Here is a 15,663-nt window from a genome sequence, read left to right as displayed (position 1 = left end):
CCCATTCGCTGGAGCGTGAACCGAAAGGTAAACGACCTGGCTACCGAATTTCTTGACGACCATAGAGCATTGGAACCACCTGATCCCATCCCGAACTCAGCAGTGAAACGATGCATCGCCGATGGTAGTGTGGGGTTTCCCCATGTGAGAGTAGGTCATCGTCAAGATTAAATTCCGAAACCCCTATCTGCGTATGCAGGTAGGGGTTTTGTTTTGCCCGCAGAAAAGTGCTCCTCGGCTTAACGCACAAATTGACGCAGTTATTTTCGACTCATACCTCTAGAATAGGCCCAACTTTCTTGGAGCCAGAGCCTTTATGCCAGATTCGGTTGACACCCAAAGGCTGTCAGAATTACCGCTGGACGATTTGGTCGCATGTCATGAGTGCGACTTACTGATGCGAAAGCCCGATCTCACCCATGGCGAGAAAGCGCTGTGCCCGCGCTGCGGTTATGAACTCTATGCCCATCGGCACAACGTCGTGCAGCGCAGTCTCGCTTTGGTCATCGCCGCATTATTGTTGTTTGTTCCGGCGAACTTTTTACCCATCATGGAGCTCAATCTACTCGGGCAATCGTCGAAGGACACTGTCTGGAGCGGCGTTGTAGCCTTGTTTGATACCGGCATGCAAAGCGTTGCGGTGATTGTGTTCCTGTGCAGCATGGGAATCCCTTTGCTCAAACTGCTCTGCCAATTGTTGGTCTTGTTGAGTATTCGCTTTGATATCGGACGCAGTTACGGCTTGCTGCTCTATCGCATTTATCACCATTTACGAGACTGGGGCATGCTTGAGGTTTACCTCATGGGCGTACTGGTCGCGTTCGTAAAACTGGYAGATATGGCAGCCATTAGCGTGGGTCTTGGTCTGGTGTGCTTTATCAGTTTGCTGTTGGTTCAGGTCGGGTTGGAGGTTGTGATGTCGCCTCATCAGATCTGGCAGGCTTTATCAGGAGAGGATGCCCATGCGGGCGATTGATGCAGGCATTCTGATTTGTGCGGAATGCCATGAATTGAACAAGCAGGAAGCTGACACCGACGAGCAAGTCTGCACCCGTTGTGGTGCGTTGGTTCATGCCCGTCGCCCGAACAGCCTGGTGCGCACCTGGGCGCTGTTGATTACCGCTGCGATTCTCTACATTCCGGCCAACATGCTGCCGATCATGACCATCAATTCACTCGGCAAGGGCGCCCCAAGCACCATCATGTCCGGCGTGATTGACCTGGTTCATTACGGCATGTTTCCCATCGCGGCAGTGGTGTTCATTGCCAGTATTCTAGTGCCGACGTTCAAATTGGTGGGCATCGGGTTGCTGCTGTTTTCGATACAGCGCCGCCAGCCACTCTCGGCTCGCCAACGAATCTGGATGTACCGCTTTATCGAGTTCATCGGCCGCTGGTCGATGCTGGATATCTTTGTGATCGCCATCCTGGTGGCGGTCGTGAATTTTGGACGGCTTGCCAGCATCGAAGCCAATCTTGGCGCCATCGCCTTCGCCAGTGTGGTGATTTTGACGATGCTTGCCGCAGTTTCTTTCGATCCCCGACTGATTTGGGATAACACGGAGTCGGACGACGACCATGACTGATTTGCCTACAGCGAAAACCCGACCGGCCTCGAACTGGTCAGCCATCTGGATTCTGCCCCTGATCGCTTTGATCATCGGCGGCTGGCTCGGCTGGCGTGCTTATAACGAGACAGGCATCGAGGTTCATATACGTTTCGAAAGCGGCGAAGGCATCCAGGCCAACAAGACCGAAGTGGTCTACAAAGGCATGTCTGTCGGTAAGGTGAAAGCCCTCAAACTCGATGACGAAGGCGCCTCGAAAGGCGTGATCGCGACTGTCGAGATGAATAAGGATGTCGAGCAATACCTAAAGACCAGCACACGCTTCTGGCTGGTCAAACCGAGCGTGACCCTGGCTGGTATCACCGGTCTGGAAACGCTGGTTTCGGGTAATTACGTAGCGATCAGCCCCGGTGAAGGTGAGCCCACTCGCAAATTCAAGGCACTGGCCGAAGAGCCTCCGTTGTCCGACGCCAAGCCGGGTTTGCACCTGACCATCAAGGCTGATCGCCTAGGCTCTATAAACCGTGGCAGCCCTGTGTTCTACAAGCAGATCAAGGTCGGCGAGATCAAAAGCTACGTGCTCTCGGAAGACCAGAGTACTGTCGAGCTCAAAGTTTTCATTGAACCCACCTACGCCAATCTGGTGCGCAAACACACGCGTTTCTGGAACGCCAGCGGCATCAGCATCGACGCCAACCTGTCCGGTGTGAAAATTCGCAGTGAGTCGCTTGCCAGCATCGTCGCCGGTGGTATCGCGTTCGCCACACCTGAGAATCGCAAGGACAGTCCACCCACCGATCCTAGTCTGCCGTTCCGTCTCTATGAAGACTTTGACGCCGCGGCTGCCGGCATTCGGGTCAAGGTCAAACTCACCGATTTCGAAGGCTTGCAGGCTGGCCGCACGCCGGTGATGTACAAAGGCATTCAGGTCGGCAATTTGAAAGCCCTGAAGATTGATCCGGACCTGTCCGGTGCCACTGCGGAATTGACCCTCGATCCATTGGCCGAAGATTACCTGGTCACCGGCACTCAGTTCTGGGTGGTCAAACCGTCGATTTCCCTCGCGGGCATCACCGGTCTGGAAGCGTTGGTCAAAGGTAACTACATCGCGGTGCGCCCTGGCGATAAAGGTTCAGCACCGCAGCGCGAATTCGTGGCACGGCCCAAGGCGCCGCCGCTGGATTTGCGTTCTCCGGGCCTGCATCTGGTGTTGTTCACCGAGAACCTGGGATCTCTGGAGGTCGGCAGCCCGATTCTCTACAAGCAGGTCAAGGTCGGTTCGGTCCAGAGTTATCAATTCTCCAAGAAAACGAAGCGACTGGTCATCGGTGTCCACATCGAGAAGGAATACGAAGGGTTGGTTAACGCCTCGACGCGATTCTGGAATGCCAGCGGCATCACGCTCACGGGCGGACTGACGGACGGAATCCAGGTCAAAAGCGAATCTCTGCAAAGCCTGATGGCCGGCGGCATCGCCTTTGAGACACCTGAAGCCAAGGCGCCGCTGCAAAAAAAGATCCCGCGTTTTCGCCTGTTCGCCAACCATGACGAGGCCAATCAGAAAGGCACCGTGGTCACCATTAAGGTTGAGCGCGCCGATGGCTTGCGCAACGGCACGCCTGTGAGATTCAAAGGCCTGGATGTCGGCAAGATTGAAGACGTTGACCTCACTGATGATCTGCAATCGGTGATGCTCACCGCACGGATCACCGTAGTGCCAGAGCGCATCGCCCGGGTCGGCAGTCAGTTCTGGGTGGTGAAACCTGAGTTGGGTCTGATCAAGTCCTCCAACCTCGAAACCCTGGTCACCGGCCAATACATCGAAGTGCAGCCCGCACCGAAAAATCTTGGGCCACAAACGAACTTCGTCGTCTTGGCCAATCCACCAGAGTCGGCAAAGCAAGAAGCCGGTTTGAGTCTCGTGCTCAGTGCCGCTCGCCGTGGATCACTGAAAACCGGTGTACCGGTGACATACCGCGAAATCACCGTCGGCAAAGTCACTGGCTATGAACTCGGACAGACGGCGGATCGTGTGCTGATACACATTCTGATCGAGCCGAAATACGCGTCGCTGGTGCGCAGCGGTACGCGTTTCTGGAACAGCAGCGGTTTTGGTCTCGACTACGGCTTGTTCAAAGGCGCAACGGTGCGTACTGAATCGCTGGAAACACTGATTCAGGGCGGCGTCGCCTTTGCCACCCCGGACGGTGATCGCATGGGCAGTCCGGCACGGGCTGAGCAGACCTTCCCGCTGTTCGACAAGTTCGAAGATGAATGGCTGACCTGGGCGCCGAAGATCGCAATCGGCAAATAGTCTATCGGTGCCTGTAATGCCGCCTTCGCGGGCAAGCCTGCTCCTACATTCAATCCGGTGCATACCGAACTATTGTGGGAGCGAGCCTGCTCGCGATGAGGGCCTCAAACTCACCGAAAGGCACCCACAAAAAAGGCCGCGATCCAWTGGATCGCGGCCTTTTTTATGGCTTGCGATTAACGCCGATCAGACCGCATCCAGCTCCGGCTCATCTACCTGCGCTACAACGTTCGCCTTCACCTCGTCATGACGACGAATGTACTTCCAGTCCGCCTCATCGATGTAGATCCCGTTCGGCCCGCTGCCACCTTCCAGGTCAATCGCAACACTGGCGCAGACCTGCGGTTTCACACTCGCCAGGATCGGCACGAAGCCCAGTTGCAGACTGGTTTCCAGCAGCGCTGCCTGGTTCTTCTCGTCGATGTCAGCCGCTTCGTCGAGGTAGTACGGCAGGCGCACGCGACCGGCCTGGTCGCGGTCCATCAAGTGCAGCAACAAGTACATGTTGGTCAGCGCCTTGATGGTCATCGTGGTGCCGTTGGAGGCGGCGCCATCGATGTCGGTGTGGATCACCGGTTGACCGTTGACCTTGGTGATCTCGAAGGCCAGTTCGAACAAGTCCTTCAGACCGAGCTGGTTGTGGTTGGCCGCCACCAGCCGCGCCAGGTACTCCTTGGCTTCTTCGTTCTTGTTGTCCTGATCGGCACTTTGGCTCAGGTCGAAGACGGAGAGGGTTTCGCCTTCTTCGTATTGGCCGGCGCTGTGGATGATCTGGTCGATGTGCTTGAGCGCTTCTTTGTTCGGCGCGAGCACGATGCGGAAGCTTTGCAGGTTGGACACCTGACGTTTGTTGATCTCGCGGTTGAACAGCGCCAGTTGATGCTCGAGGCTGTCGTAGTCGCTGCGGATGTTGCGCAGGGTCCGGGCGATGTCGGTGACCGCTGCACGGCGTGCCTTGCCCAGCGTCAGGGCTTCGTCGGTGCGGTGTGCATAGGCGTTGATCAGCAGTTGCAGACGACGTTCCATATCGTCTTCGCTGTCGAATTTGGCCACGCCTTTGAGGCGAACCTGGGCGTACAGTGCCTCGATCTGACCGTCACTGCGCAGCAATCCCTGCCAGCTGTCCTGATAGTCATTGAGCAGCGGCAGCAGGTTGTCCATGGAATCGTCGATCGGGTCCATGAATGGCGTGCCGAACGGCAGGTCTGCCGGCAACAGCTGACGGCGGCGCAGGGCGTCGTCGAGGGTGCGTTGCTTGGCTTCCATGTCGCCGATCTGACGGCCGACCAGTTGCAGCTTGGCCGACAGTTGCTGGACGCGTTCGGTGAAGGCATCGCTGGAGCGCTTCAACTCGTCCTGCGCCGCTTCCATTTGCGCCAGTTGCTCCAGCTTGTCGCCTTCCTCGGCGCTCAGGGTTTGCGCGCGACGGAAATCTTCCAGGGCTTTCTGCGAATCCAGCACTTGCTGGTACAGCGCTTCGGTCTGGGTCTTGCTCGCCGCTCGGTCGGCGGCGACGGCCTGTTGGGTCTTGAGTTGCTTGAGTTCTTTGTCCAGACGCTCTTTCTGATCGCGCAATGCGGCACGGTCAGCCAAGGCTTGCAGCGCTGGTGGCTCGATGTGCGAGATGTCGATGGACAAGCCTGGCACTTCGAAGCGCTCGCCTTTGAAACCGTCGAGGATCAGCTCCATGGATTTAACCCACAGACCGTCCTCGTCCAGCGTGATGCCATGCTCACCCAGCGGCAGGCTGAACAAAGCGCTGTTGAACAGGCGCATCAAACGCTCGACATCCTGCTGCGAGAACTCTTCACGCAGACGGGCGTAGCTGTTGTTGTCCGCGTGATCGAGTTGTTGCTTGACTGACTTGAGGCGTTTTTCCAGATCGCGCAGACGCTCTTCGAGGTCTTCGGCGCTGAACTGACGGGACTGTGCCAATGCGCCGGCCAGCTCGTCGTGCGCGTCCTTGGCCGCAAGCAGTTGCTGCTCCAGCACTTTGACGTCATCGACCAACGCAAAGCGATGCTTGAGTACCGACAATTCGCCAAGCCAGCGCTGGATGCCGGTGATTTCCCGCTCCAGACGCATCAGTTCCTGCGTGCCGCCACGTTGATCGTTTTGCAGCGCATCTTGCTCGTTGCGGTAATGCTCGGCCTGAATCGTCAGTTCTTCCTTGCGCGCACTGGCGTAGTCCGACCAGGTGCCGAGCAGGGAATCGAGCAGTGGTGAGATCCGATGCAGTTTGCCGCGCAGGATATTGCGTTGGGCCACGCCCGCGGCCAGTGCTTCAACCAGCGGGCCGGCGGTGACCAGCGAGTTGTAGTCCTGCTCCATGCGACGAACATCGCGGAACGCTTCTTCGCACGCGGCGATGTAGTCGACGCTGCCGGAACGCAGGCTGTGCTCGAACGCATCTAGGAACAGTTGCTTGAGCTTGGCCGCGGTGATTTCGCGCATGTGCAGCAAGTTGATGAACAGCGCGCGGAACGTCTTGAGGCTCTGCTCGCTGGTGGAGCGCAACGGGATAAGCGTCAGGTCCAGCGGAATCGAGGTGTGACCGCCGACCAGCAAACGCCGCAGCTCATCAGGCTTCAACTCGTAGGCTTTGAGGCCTTCGCGTTCAAGGTTGGTGAACAGTTCTTTCTGGCGCAGGCAGGTATCGTTTTTCTGGTAATGCGCCAGATCGAGTTTGCCGGCATAGGCAAAGAACTGGTGACCGAAACCACCGCCCGGGCCGCGACCGACCACGCCGATCACGTGTGGGCCGTGAGGCAGCGACACTTCAACGAGGATGTAACTGGTGTCCGAGGCGAAATAGAAACGCCGGGATTGTTCCAGGCTGTACTTGCCGAAACTCATGTCCGACATGCGCGCCAGAATCGGGAACTGCAAAGCGTTGATCGAGGCGGATTTACCGAGGTTGTTCGCGCCGTACACCGACAGCGGCTCTTCCAGCGGAAACAGGCCGAGGCTGTAACCGGCGGTGTTCAAAAGGGCAAAGCGGCGAATGCCGTAGCGTTCCTTGCTCATGCGTCGATCTCCTGTTCTTCGGCGATGGCGCGGGCCATGGCGTCTTCTTCGCTTTCTTCTTCGAAGTCAGTCAAATCCAGCGGATCATCGGTTTCCAACAGCTTTTCGTCGCTGTCGTCGTCGATCAGCACCGGGGCCGGCAATGGCAACACGCTGTGCAGGCTGGCCGCCAGATCGCGGTCCTGCTGCACCGACAGGCAGACGTCGAGGAAGCGGTGCATCGGCGGCAGGAAACGGTAGATGCCGTTTTCTTCGCCGGCGAAACCGAGCTGGGTCATGCGGCGCATGATTTTTTCTTCGAGTTCTTCGACCGTCTGCACTTCCGCCTGGATAAACAGGTCTCGGTACTTTTCCAGCAAGGAAGGCAATTCATCGCGTCCGAGGCTGCCACCGTCGAGCACGGCAACCGGGTCACGGCCCTGATCCGCCAGATGTTCGACGAGGATAAAGGTGAACAGCGCCAGACGTTGCGCAGTCTTGTTCACGGCTGCGGCGGCAAGGTCCGGCACGAAGTAGTAGAACCCCCGGGTGTCGCAGACCAGTTCAAAACCCAGGGCTTTGAACAGCGTGCGGTACTGGTCCTGAAAGTTCGACAGCTGCGCGTACAGCTCCGGGTCGCGGCGGCTGACGTGGTAGCCCTTGAACAGCTCGCGAAAGATCGGCGCCAGCTGGGACAGTTCGGAAAGATCAAGATGCATGTGGGATGCTCGCAGAATCCTCGGCAGCGGTGTCGCCGGCCGAGAGCAGGGCGAAGGAGCGCAGGCTGACCTGGTGCTCATGAGTGTGGTAATCGCGGCGTTCCAGACGCTCGCGTTTGAAGCGTTTCTCCCGCGAGAGGCGCGAGAACCAGTACAGCAATTCGTCGGTGGCGCCGTCCGGTTCCTGCTCCAGCAGCCAGGTCATCAGGTCCGGCATCGGCAGGGCGTCTTCGCAGCGTTCAAGCATTTCGCGAACGGTGCGTGGCGCGCGCGGTGTTTCGCCTTTCTGGGTCTTGTGGGCCTTGGGGAATTGCGCCGGTTTCGGTTCGAAACGGGCCAGCGCATACACGTAGGCTTCGACCTGACTGGCGCTGCCGAGAAAGGTGCTTTGCGGTCGGGTGAACATTGGCATGGCGGCTTGCGGCACCGCATCGATACCTTTACGACGAATGGCCGACAAAGCCAACGCCGCGCCACGGGTCACGGCATTGTGTCGACGGGCTTCTTCACGCAGCGGCAACAGCAACTCGCGGGCATGACGCAGGGTCAACTGGGCGCTGGTTTGCATTTCGAGGATGCGCGCGTGGGTGCGCAAGAGCATGTCGTCGTCGACCAGATGTCCAAGGCGCTGCTGTTCGGTGAGCATCTTCAGCAGGACGTTCTCGACCTTGCGCACGCCTTGTTCGAAGGCGCCGTCGGCGTTCACCAATTGAATCATCGGCTCGACGTATTCGTCCCAGGTCGCCAGTACTTCGGCGTAACGCTGACGCAACGGAATTTGTCGGTCGCTGGTTTTGGCGCGTTCGGCAACGGCCACCAGCGCCTGTTCGTCATTGGCGAGTTTCTTCAATACGTCGCGTACGCGCATATCGAGCAAGCGCAACTGGCGCGCCAGGTCATGGCCGTCACGAATGTCGAAAGCGTCCYGAATGTAACCGGCCAGGCGTTCGAGGTGACGCAAGTAGGCTTCGATCTCCAGGCACAGACCCAGACGGTGCTCACGGCGCAGGTAGGCGAGGAAGTCGTGGATCTGCGCATTGAGCTCGAAACGGTTCGGGCTTTTCGCCACCGGAACCAGAATATCGAGGCGGATCCACACGTCCAGCAGGCTGGTGATGTCCTGCGGCGTACTGTCGAGTTGCTGGGCGGCCAGTTGCGTGCGCAGTTCGTTGAGGCTCAAGGTGCCTTGGTCGAAGTGCTCGCACAGTGGCTCCAGAAGTGCCCAGTGTTCAGCGAGGGCGCGCAAGACGCGCTTGGGTTCGATCATCGGAATGGCCGGCTGGTTGGCGATTAAAAGCCGCGATTGTACTGCATCARGGCCGATGCGATTCACTCGCGGGACAGAGTGTCGGTTTTCTATCGATCAAGCGCGGGCGATCTTGAGCGAAGGGCGGTAGAATCACCGCACTTTAGTTATCCACAAGTGGCCGACCTTTGCTTATCGAGTCCCGTCGCCGCGCTTATTTGACCGCCATGCAGGTGGTCAACTGGCTGCCGCGCACCGAATTGCCCTTTGCCGCGCCCTCGCGCCCCGAGCTGCTGGAGATGCCCGAGCCGTTGGTCGTGGCGCCGATGGCCCCGGCGCCAGTGGCTCAAGCGCCCATGGAGCCTGTGGTCAAACCGGCCGAGCGGGTGAAAATCGAGGTGCCGCGCCCATCGTTGGCCAGCACGCGCACCAACGCCAAGGTCGAAGAAGAGGCGGCTCCGGTCGTCGCCAAGGCTGTGCAAGTACCGCCACCGCGCTTCGCTCTGCAATTGCTGCGCGCCGGTCGCTGCCTGTTGCTGGTGGAGTTACCCACAGGCCAAACGTTCCAGACCCGCGATCCCGCCTATTTGCTGCTCAAAGACATGCTGCGCGCCGCCGGTCTGACGGACAGCCCGCAGATTGTCGGCGAACCGGTACGCTGGCCGCTCCTGGCTCGCGGCACCATGGATCAAGGCCCGGAAGCGGCGCGCGACTTCGTGCAAGGCTTTCTCTCGGCGCGCATCGAAGACGCGCCCTGCGTCTGCGTGTGGCTGATCGGCCTGCCAGCGGTGCGTTTTGCCGGTGAGGCCAACGCCGAATCGTTCAACCGTGAACTCCAGGTCGAAGGCCTGGGCTCGGTCTGGGCCCTGCCGGGTCTGGAATTATTAATGGAAGAGCCACAGCGTAAGGCTGATGTCTGGCAAGCCATGCGTCGGCTGATGGCGCGCTGGAAAGAATCAAATGAGTGACGCTGTATCGTTCCGCCCGATGATCGAGGCGGACCTGGACGCTGTACTGAAAATCGAATACGCGGCATACAGCCATCCCTGGACCCGCGGGATTTTTCTCGATGGGTTGGGCAAGTACCAGATCTGGCTGATGTTCGAAGGGCAGCAGCAGGTCGGCCATGGCGTGGTGCAGATCATTCTGGATGAGGCGCATCTGCTTAATATCACCGTGAAACCGGAAAATCAGGGCCGTGGCCTGGGGTTGACGCTGTTGGAGCACTTGATGTCGATTGCCTACAAGGCTGAGGCGCGGGAGTGTTTTCTGGAAGTTCGCGACAGTAATCGCTCGGCGTTTCGGCTGTATGAGCGGTACGGGTTTAACGAGATTGGCCGGCGTCGGGATTATTATCCAGCCGTGGGTGGTCGGGAAGATGCGGTCGTTATGGCCTGCACATTGGTTGACTGACCCTTAAAAGCATCGCGGGCAAGCCCGCTCCCACATTGATCTGTGTCGGGCACAGAATTTGTGCATTAATCAGATCCACTGTGGGAGCGGGCTTAACAGGCGCCATAGATCAACGATTGCCATCCATCGGATCCCGATTCGCCATCTCCGCCTCATCCAGTCCATTCCCCCCGCCAATGTCATCTTCATCGACAATGCTCAAATCCCAATCCGCCTGATCACCTTCACCGGCTTCATGAGCATCCCGCGCACCATCCTCAAGGATCAACGTTTCCGGGCTCATGTCATCATCGGTAGACTCGTGATCATCGGTCGAGGCGCCCGTCATGCCCGCTTCACGCAGGCGTTCAATGGGCATCAGCCGCTCACGTTCGGTTTGCGCCAGCTCGTCACCGATTTTGCCGCCGGGTGCTTCTTCATCGAAGTCCAGCTCGCGCACCGAGCCCATGCGGTCTTCGTTGTCGTCGATCGGCTCGGGTTGCGCCGCATCGAACGGACGTCGTGAATCAGTCATGGCAATTCCTCATACTGTGGGTCTTACTAGGGTGGACCCACTGCGCTCCCGAGAATTCCACCTGCCTTACTTGCATCAAGCGCGTGACCCCGACGGGCGGTTGTCTGTCAAACCAGCGCATCATTCTTGAGGCTTTACAGCATGAACGAATTACAAGATCTGATTGATAACAACGAACGCTGGGCCGAAGCGATCAAGCAGGAAGATCCGGACTTCTTCTCCAAGCTGGCCCGCCAACAGACGCCGGAATATTTGTGGATTGGCTGTTCCGACGCCCGCGTGCCGGCCAACGAGATCGTTGGCATGCTGCCAGGCGATCTGTTCGTGCACCGCAACGTGGCCAACGTGGTGCTTCACACCGACCTCAACTGCCTGTCAGTGATTCAGTACGCCGTGGACGTGCTCAAGGTCAAACACATCCTGGTGACCGGTCACTACGGTTGTGGCGGTGTGCGCGCCTCGATGCAGGATCGCCAGCTGGGCCTGATCGACGGCTGGCTGCGCTCGATTCGCGATCTTTATTATGAAAAACGCGAAGAACTGGCCAAGTTGCCGACCGAAGAAGAGCGTGTCGACCGCCTCTGCGAGCTGAACGTGATTCAGCAAGTGGCGAACGTCGGGCATACCAGCATTGTGCAGAACGCCTGGCATCGAGGGCAGAAACTGTCGATCCATGGATGCATCTACGGGATCAAGGACGGGCGCTGGAAAAGCCTGAACGCGACCATCAGTGGGTTTGAGCAACTGCCGCCGCAATACCGTCTGCGTCCGGTAGAGAAGTTGTAAATACCGTCAACAAAAACTACGTCGGAGCCAGTGTTGATAAAACTGGCCACCGATCGAGCCTGATTGCACCTGCTCCCCAGCAGGTGCAATCAACTTCATTTAAGGCATCACCGGCGCTGTATACGTCAGCGTCGTCCCCAACGCCCACAGCAGAAACAGCACCAGCGGCGTATGCACCAGCAACTGCACAAACGAGAATCCGATCAAATCCCGCGCCTTCAGCCCGAGCACGCCCAGTAGCGGCAGCATGTAGAACGGGTTGATCAGGTTCGGCAGGGCTTCGGCCGCGTTGTAGATCTGTACGGCCCAGCCCAGGTGGTAGTTCAGGTCGGTGGCCACTTGCATGACGTACGGCGCTTCGATGATCCACTTGCCGCCGCCGGACGGGATGAAGAAGCCGAGAATCGCCGAGTACACGCCCATCAGCACCGCGTAGGTGTCGTGGGACGCGATGCTGACGAAGAACGTCGAGATGTGGTGCGCCAGGGTCTGCGCGTCAGTGCCTTTGACCGTGGTCATCAAGGCGGCGATCGAGCCGTACAGCGGGAACTGGATCAGTACGCCGGTGGTGGTCGGTACTGCGCGGGACACGGCATCGAGAAAGCTGCGCGGACGCCAGTGCAACAGCGCGCCGAGCATCAGGAACAGGAAGTTGTAGGTGTTCAGCCCGGAGATGGCGCTGAGCAACGGTTTGGTCGAAAACTCGTGGAACAGCCAGCCAGCCGCCAGCAGCACCAGCAAAAGGGTCAGCAGCGGGCTGTATTCCAGCCATTCCCCGGGGCGAGTGCGTGGTTGCAGGGGTGGCAGGTTGAAACTCGGATCGACGCCGCAGGCTTTGGCGTCACGAGCCGTGTTGGGGCCTGGCGCGGTGGCGTAGGCAACGATCAGCGAGACCACGATCAGCGCCAGCAGCATGACACCGGACTGCCACAAAAAGATCGTTTGGGTAAAGGGAATGACCCCGGTGATCGCCAGGATCGACGGCGGCAGACTGGCCGGATTGGCCTGCAATTGTGCAGCGGACGACGACAGGCCCAAGGCCCACACCGCGCCAAGGCCCAGATAGACCGCAGCACCGGCGGCACGGTAATCCATTTTCAGATCGGTACGACGGGCGAGGGCGCGCACCAGCAAACCGCCAAACACCAAGGACAAGCCCCAGTTCAGCAACGAGGCGACCATGGAAATCAACGCCACCCAGGCGACGGCCGAACGGCCGTTTTTCGGCAGGCGCGCCAGACGGTCGATCAGTTTCACCGCTGGCGGTGAACTAGCGACCACATAACCGCCGATCACCACAAATGCCATCTGCATGGTGAACGGGATCAGGCTCCAGAACCCGTCACCGAACGCCATGGCGGCGTCAGTCGGTTTGGCGCCCATGAACAGGGTGGCCACGGCGACAATGATCACCGCCAGCGCGGCAAACACCCAGGAGTCGGGGAACCAGCGTTCGGCAAAATTTGAACAGCGCAGGGCAAAGCGGGCAGAGCGGGTATCTTCGATATCAGCAGCCACGGGCGTACCTCGAATTATTATGTTTATGGTGGTCTTCGGGCCGTAACGACCGGTCTAGACAGATGCCAACAATAAATCAACCGATCCTGCGGTGTGACATAGTTTTAGCAAAACGGGACTATGGTCTAACGACTTGTCCGTGGGCGCGTTTGCGTAGACCATGGGCGCCTTGGTTTTTTTACCGGCTGCAGAGTTCTTTTTGATGACTGCCAACACCCCCTCGCGCCCGACGCCTTTTACCCGCTCGGATTACAAGACCCTCGGCCTTGCGGCCCTTGGTGGCGCGCTGGAAATCTACGATTTCATCATTTTCGTTTTTTTCGCCCTGACCCTCAGCCAACTGTTCTTCCCGCCGGAAATGCCTGAGTGGCTGCGTCTGCTGCAAAGTTTCGGAATCTTCGTCACCGGTTATCTGGCGCGCCCGTTGGGCGGGATTCTGATGGCGCATTTCGCCGACCGGCTAGGGCGCAAGAAAGTCTTCAGCCTGAGCATCCTGATGATGGCGCTGCCGTGCCTGCTGATCGGGATCATGCCGACCTACGCGCAGATCGGCTATTGGGCACCGTTATTGCTGTTGGTGTTACGTGTCCTGCAAGGCGCGGCGGTGGGCGGTGAAGTGCCTAGCGCCTGGGTGTTTGTCGCCGAGCATGCGCCGACTGGGCATCGCGGTTATGCACTCGGTTTCCTGCAAGCCGGGCTGACCTTCGGTTACTTGATCGGCGCCCTGACGGCGACTTTTCTCGCACAGGCGTTCACCCCGGCGGAAATTCTCGATTTCGCCTGGCGTTACCCGTTCCTGCTGGGCGGTGTGTTCGGGGTAATCGGCGTCTGGCTGCGCCGCTGGCTCAGTGAAACTCCGGTGTTCATGGCGATGCAGGCCCAGCGCGATGCCGCCGTCGAACTGCCGTTGCGCACGGTCTTGCGTGAGCATCGTCTGGCGATGTTGCCAGCCATGATCCTCACCTGCGTGCTGACCTCGGCCGTAGTGGTGTTCGTTGTTATCACTCCGACCATGATGCAAAAAACCTTCGGCATGACCGCCAGCCATACGTTCGCTTTGAGCGCGTTGGGCATTGTTTTCCTGAACATCGGCTGCGTGCTTGCCGGGTTGCTGGTCGATCGCATCGGCGCCTGGCGCACGGTCATGCTCTATAGCCTGCTGCTGCCGCTGGGTATTGGTGTGCTTTACGGCTGCCTGATCAGCGGCCGTAACTGGACAGGCCTGGCGTACGCAATAGCCGGCCTGAGTTGCGGGGTGGTCGGCGCGGTACCGTCGGTGATGATCAACCTGTTCCCGGCTCGGGTTCGTGTCTCGGGGATTTCCTTCACCTACAACATTGCCTACGCCGCTTGGGCGAGCATCACACCGCTGTTATTAATCGGACTGATGCCGTGGAGCCCGTGGATCTGCGTGATCTTCTGTGCCGTGATGGGGACGGTGGGCGTGGTCAGCGCGGCGTATTTTGGTACGCGCATGCCCAAGGTCGGTCATTGCATAGCGGCGGGTGCGATGTAATCCCTGGCGTTCACGGCGGCATCGCCAAACAGACCAACCTGCTGGCGCTCAACGCGGCCATCGAGGCGTCACGGTGATTATCGAGATTCCGGACTGAGCGCAGAAAGTGGTGAGTGCGGTGGGGCAGTTTGCCAATCAGCTGGCGACTTGATACCTGCCATAACGGTGGAAATCGCTACAATCGGCTCTTTTCCCAGGAGCAGACAACATGAGCGATTCCCACCGCCGGCCGGTTCCTTTGTCCAAGGCGTATCGTCTGCTCAATCACGGGCCGACCGTATTGGTGAGTGCAGCCCACGATGGCCAGCGCAATATCATGGCCGCCGCCTGGGCCATGCCGCTGGATTTCGAACCGCCCAAAATTGCCGTGGTGCTGGACAAGTCCACCTGGACCCGGCAACTGCTGGAAGCCTCGGGAACGTTCGTGCTGAACGTTCCCTGCGCGGCGCAGGCCGATATCACCCAGACCGTTGGTTCGACGTCAGGCCTGGAGTTGACCCGGGAGCAAGGCCTGGACAAGTTCCAGGCCTATGGTTTGCCAACTTTCAGTGGCGAGCTGATTGACGCCCCTATGCTCGAAGGCTGCGTGGCATGGCTGGAATGTCGACTGCTGCCAGAGCCCAATAATCATCAGCAATACGATCTGTTCCTGGCCGAGGTGATTGCCGCTCAGGCGGATGAGCGCGTCTTCAGCGAGGGCCGTTGGCACTTCGAAGGGCAGGATGCATTGCGCACCTTGCACCATGTGGCGGGTGGGCATTTCCTGATGATTGGCGACCCGGTGGACGGCAAGACCCTGCCGTAAGCCAGCCACCAGGCAGGCGTCCTCACAAGCGAATGTGATTTTTCGGATGACTGCGGGTCGGGCGAGTCATCAAAAAGTCATGCAGCAACGATATCGATGCCGAGAACATTAGTGTCATGAGGCAGAGCATGAGCGTGGTCAGCCAGTGGTTGAGTGAGATCGGCACGTCCTCGATGAAGGGGGCAATCATCAGGAAGCCGACGATCGCTCCAAGGCCGGTACGTAGCAGTGTGCTCCAAGGCCGGTACGTAGCAGTGT

The 15,663-nt window shown here is 58.9% G+C and carries 13 protein-coding genes, 1 rRNA gene and 1 pseudogene; 9 read left to right on the top strand and 6 right to left on the bottom strand.

The window, feature by feature from the left end:
* The first annotated feature begins 51 nt into the window (after nucleotides 1-51).
* The 4 genes from rrf to AC1DSG_RS17225 all read left to right on the top strand — a co-directional run bounded on the left by rrf (nucleotide 52) and on the right by AC1DSG_RS17225 (nucleotide 3,882).
* A 5S ribosomal RNA gene (rrf, locus tag AC1DSG_RS17240) occupies nucleotides 52-167 on the top strand.
* Between the two features lie 149 nt (nucleotides 168-316).
* Nucleotides 317-976 carry a paraquat-inducible protein A gene (locus AC1DSG_RS17235; RefSeq protein WP_477791965.1) on the top strand — a complete coding sequence of 220 codons (660 nt, stop codon included), beginning with the start codon at nucleotides 317-319 and terminating at the stop codon, nucleotides 974-976.
* Entirely contained in the window at nucleotides 963-1,586 is a 624-nt protein-coding gene (locus AC1DSG_RS17230) for a paraquat-inducible protein A (RefSeq protein ID WP_223519818.1), read from the top strand. Before AC1DSG_RS17235 ends, AC1DSG_RS17230 begins: the two co-directional genes overlap by 14 nt.
* Entirely contained in the window at nucleotides 1,579-3,882 is a 2,304-nt protein-coding gene (locus AC1DSG_RS17225; protein WP_477791964.1) for a PqiB family protein, read from the top strand. Before AC1DSG_RS17230 ends, AC1DSG_RS17225 begins: the two co-directional genes overlap by 8 nt.
* A gap of 186 nt (nucleotides 3,883-4,068) precedes the next feature.
* Here AC1DSG_RS17225 and mksF read toward each other — a convergent pair whose 3' ends face one another.
* The 3 genes from mksF to mksB are packed head-to-tail and all read right to left on the bottom strand — an operon-like array spanning nucleotide 4,069 to nucleotide 8,874.
* The gene (mksF, locus tag AC1DSG_RS17220) at nucleotides 4,069-6,909 is read right to left on the bottom strand and encodes an Mks condensin complex protein MksF (RefSeq protein ID WP_477791963.1); all 2,841 of its coding nucleotides are present in this window, start codon (nucleotides 6,907-6,909) and stop codon (nucleotides 4,069-4,071) included.
* Nucleotides 6,906-7,607, bottom strand: a complete 702-nt coding sequence (mksE, locus tag AC1DSG_RS17215) for an Mks condensin complex protein MksE (protein WP_477791962.1) — start codon at nucleotides 7,605-7,607, stop codon at nucleotides 6,906-6,908. The genes mksF and mksE overlap by 4 nt, the downstream gene beginning before the upstream one ends.
* Complete coding sequence (mksB, locus tag AC1DSG_RS17210; protein WP_477791961.1) at nucleotides 7,597-8,874, bottom strand: Mks condensin complex protein MksB; 1,278 nt, start codon at nucleotides 8,872-8,874, stop codon at nucleotides 7,597-7,599. The genes mksE and mksB overlap by 11 nt, the downstream gene beginning before the upstream one ends.
* A gap of 206 nt (nucleotides 8,875-9,080) precedes the next feature.
* Between mksB and AC1DSG_RS17205 the strand changes: the two genes are divergently transcribed.
* Nucleotides 9,081-9,821 carry an energy transducer TonB gene (locus tag AC1DSG_RS17205; protein WP_477791966.1) on the top strand — a complete coding sequence of 247 codons (741 nt, stop codon included), beginning with the start codon at nucleotides 9,081-9,083 and terminating at the stop codon, nucleotides 9,819-9,821.
* Nucleotides 9,814-10,266, top strand: coding sequence for a ribosomal protein S18-alanine N-acetyltransferase (gene rimI, locus AC1DSG_RS17200; RefSeq protein ID WP_007942632.1), 453 nt, complete (start codon nucleotides 9,814-9,816; stop codon nucleotides 10,264-10,266). The genes AC1DSG_RS17205 and rimI overlap by 8 nt, the downstream gene beginning before the upstream one ends.
* Nucleotides 10,267-10,375: 109 nt before the next feature.
* On the opposite strand, the gene AC1DSG_RS17195 is transcribed toward rimI, so the two are convergent.
* Complete coding sequence (locus AC1DSG_RS17195; protein WP_477791960.1) at nucleotides 10,376-10,780, bottom strand: serine kinase/phosphatase; 405 nt, start codon at nucleotides 10,778-10,780, stop codon at nucleotides 10,376-10,378.
* A gap of 141 nt (nucleotides 10,781-10,921) precedes the next feature.
* Here AC1DSG_RS17195 and can point away from each other — a divergent pair, with 141 nt between their 5' ends.
* Nucleotides 10,922-11,566: a carbonate dehydratase gene (can, locus tag AC1DSG_RS17190; RefSeq protein ID WP_223519831.1), complete on the top strand. Its 645-nt coding sequence runs from the start codon at nucleotides 10,922-10,924 to the stop codon at nucleotides 11,564-11,566.
* A 99-nt stretch (nucleotides 11,567-11,665) separates the two neighbouring features.
* Here can and AC1DSG_RS17185 read toward each other — a convergent pair whose 3' ends face one another.
* The gene (locus AC1DSG_RS17185; RefSeq protein ID WP_477791959.1) at nucleotides 11,666-13,084 is read right to left on the bottom strand and encodes a short-chain fatty acid transporter; all 1,419 of its coding nucleotides are present in this window, start codon (nucleotides 13,082-13,084) and stop codon (nucleotides 11,666-11,668) included.
* A gap of 202 nt (nucleotides 13,085-13,286) precedes the next feature.
* Between AC1DSG_RS17185 and AC1DSG_RS17180 the strand changes: the two genes are divergently transcribed.
* Nucleotides 13,287-14,600: an MFS transporter gene (locus tag AC1DSG_RS17180; protein WP_477791958.1), complete on the top strand. Its 1,314-nt coding sequence runs from the start codon at nucleotides 13,287-13,289 to the stop codon at nucleotides 14,598-14,600.
* Nucleotides 14,601-14,808: 208 nt separating this feature from the next.
* Nucleotides 14,809-15,405, top strand: a complete 597-nt coding sequence (locus AC1DSG_RS17175; RefSeq protein WP_477791957.1) for a flavin reductase family protein — start codon at nucleotides 14,809-14,811, stop codon at nucleotides 15,403-15,405.
* Nucleotides 15,406-15,427: 22 nt separating this feature from the next.
* Here AC1DSG_RS17175 and AC1DSG_RS17170 read toward each other — a convergent pair.
* Nucleotides 15,428-15,663: pseudogene (locus AC1DSG_RS17170) on the bottom strand (hypothetical protein); the annotation flags it as partial.

Source organism: Pseudomonas sp. P5_A12, assembly GCF_056400685.1.
This window is presented reverse-complemented; position numbering and strand designations above follow the sequence as displayed.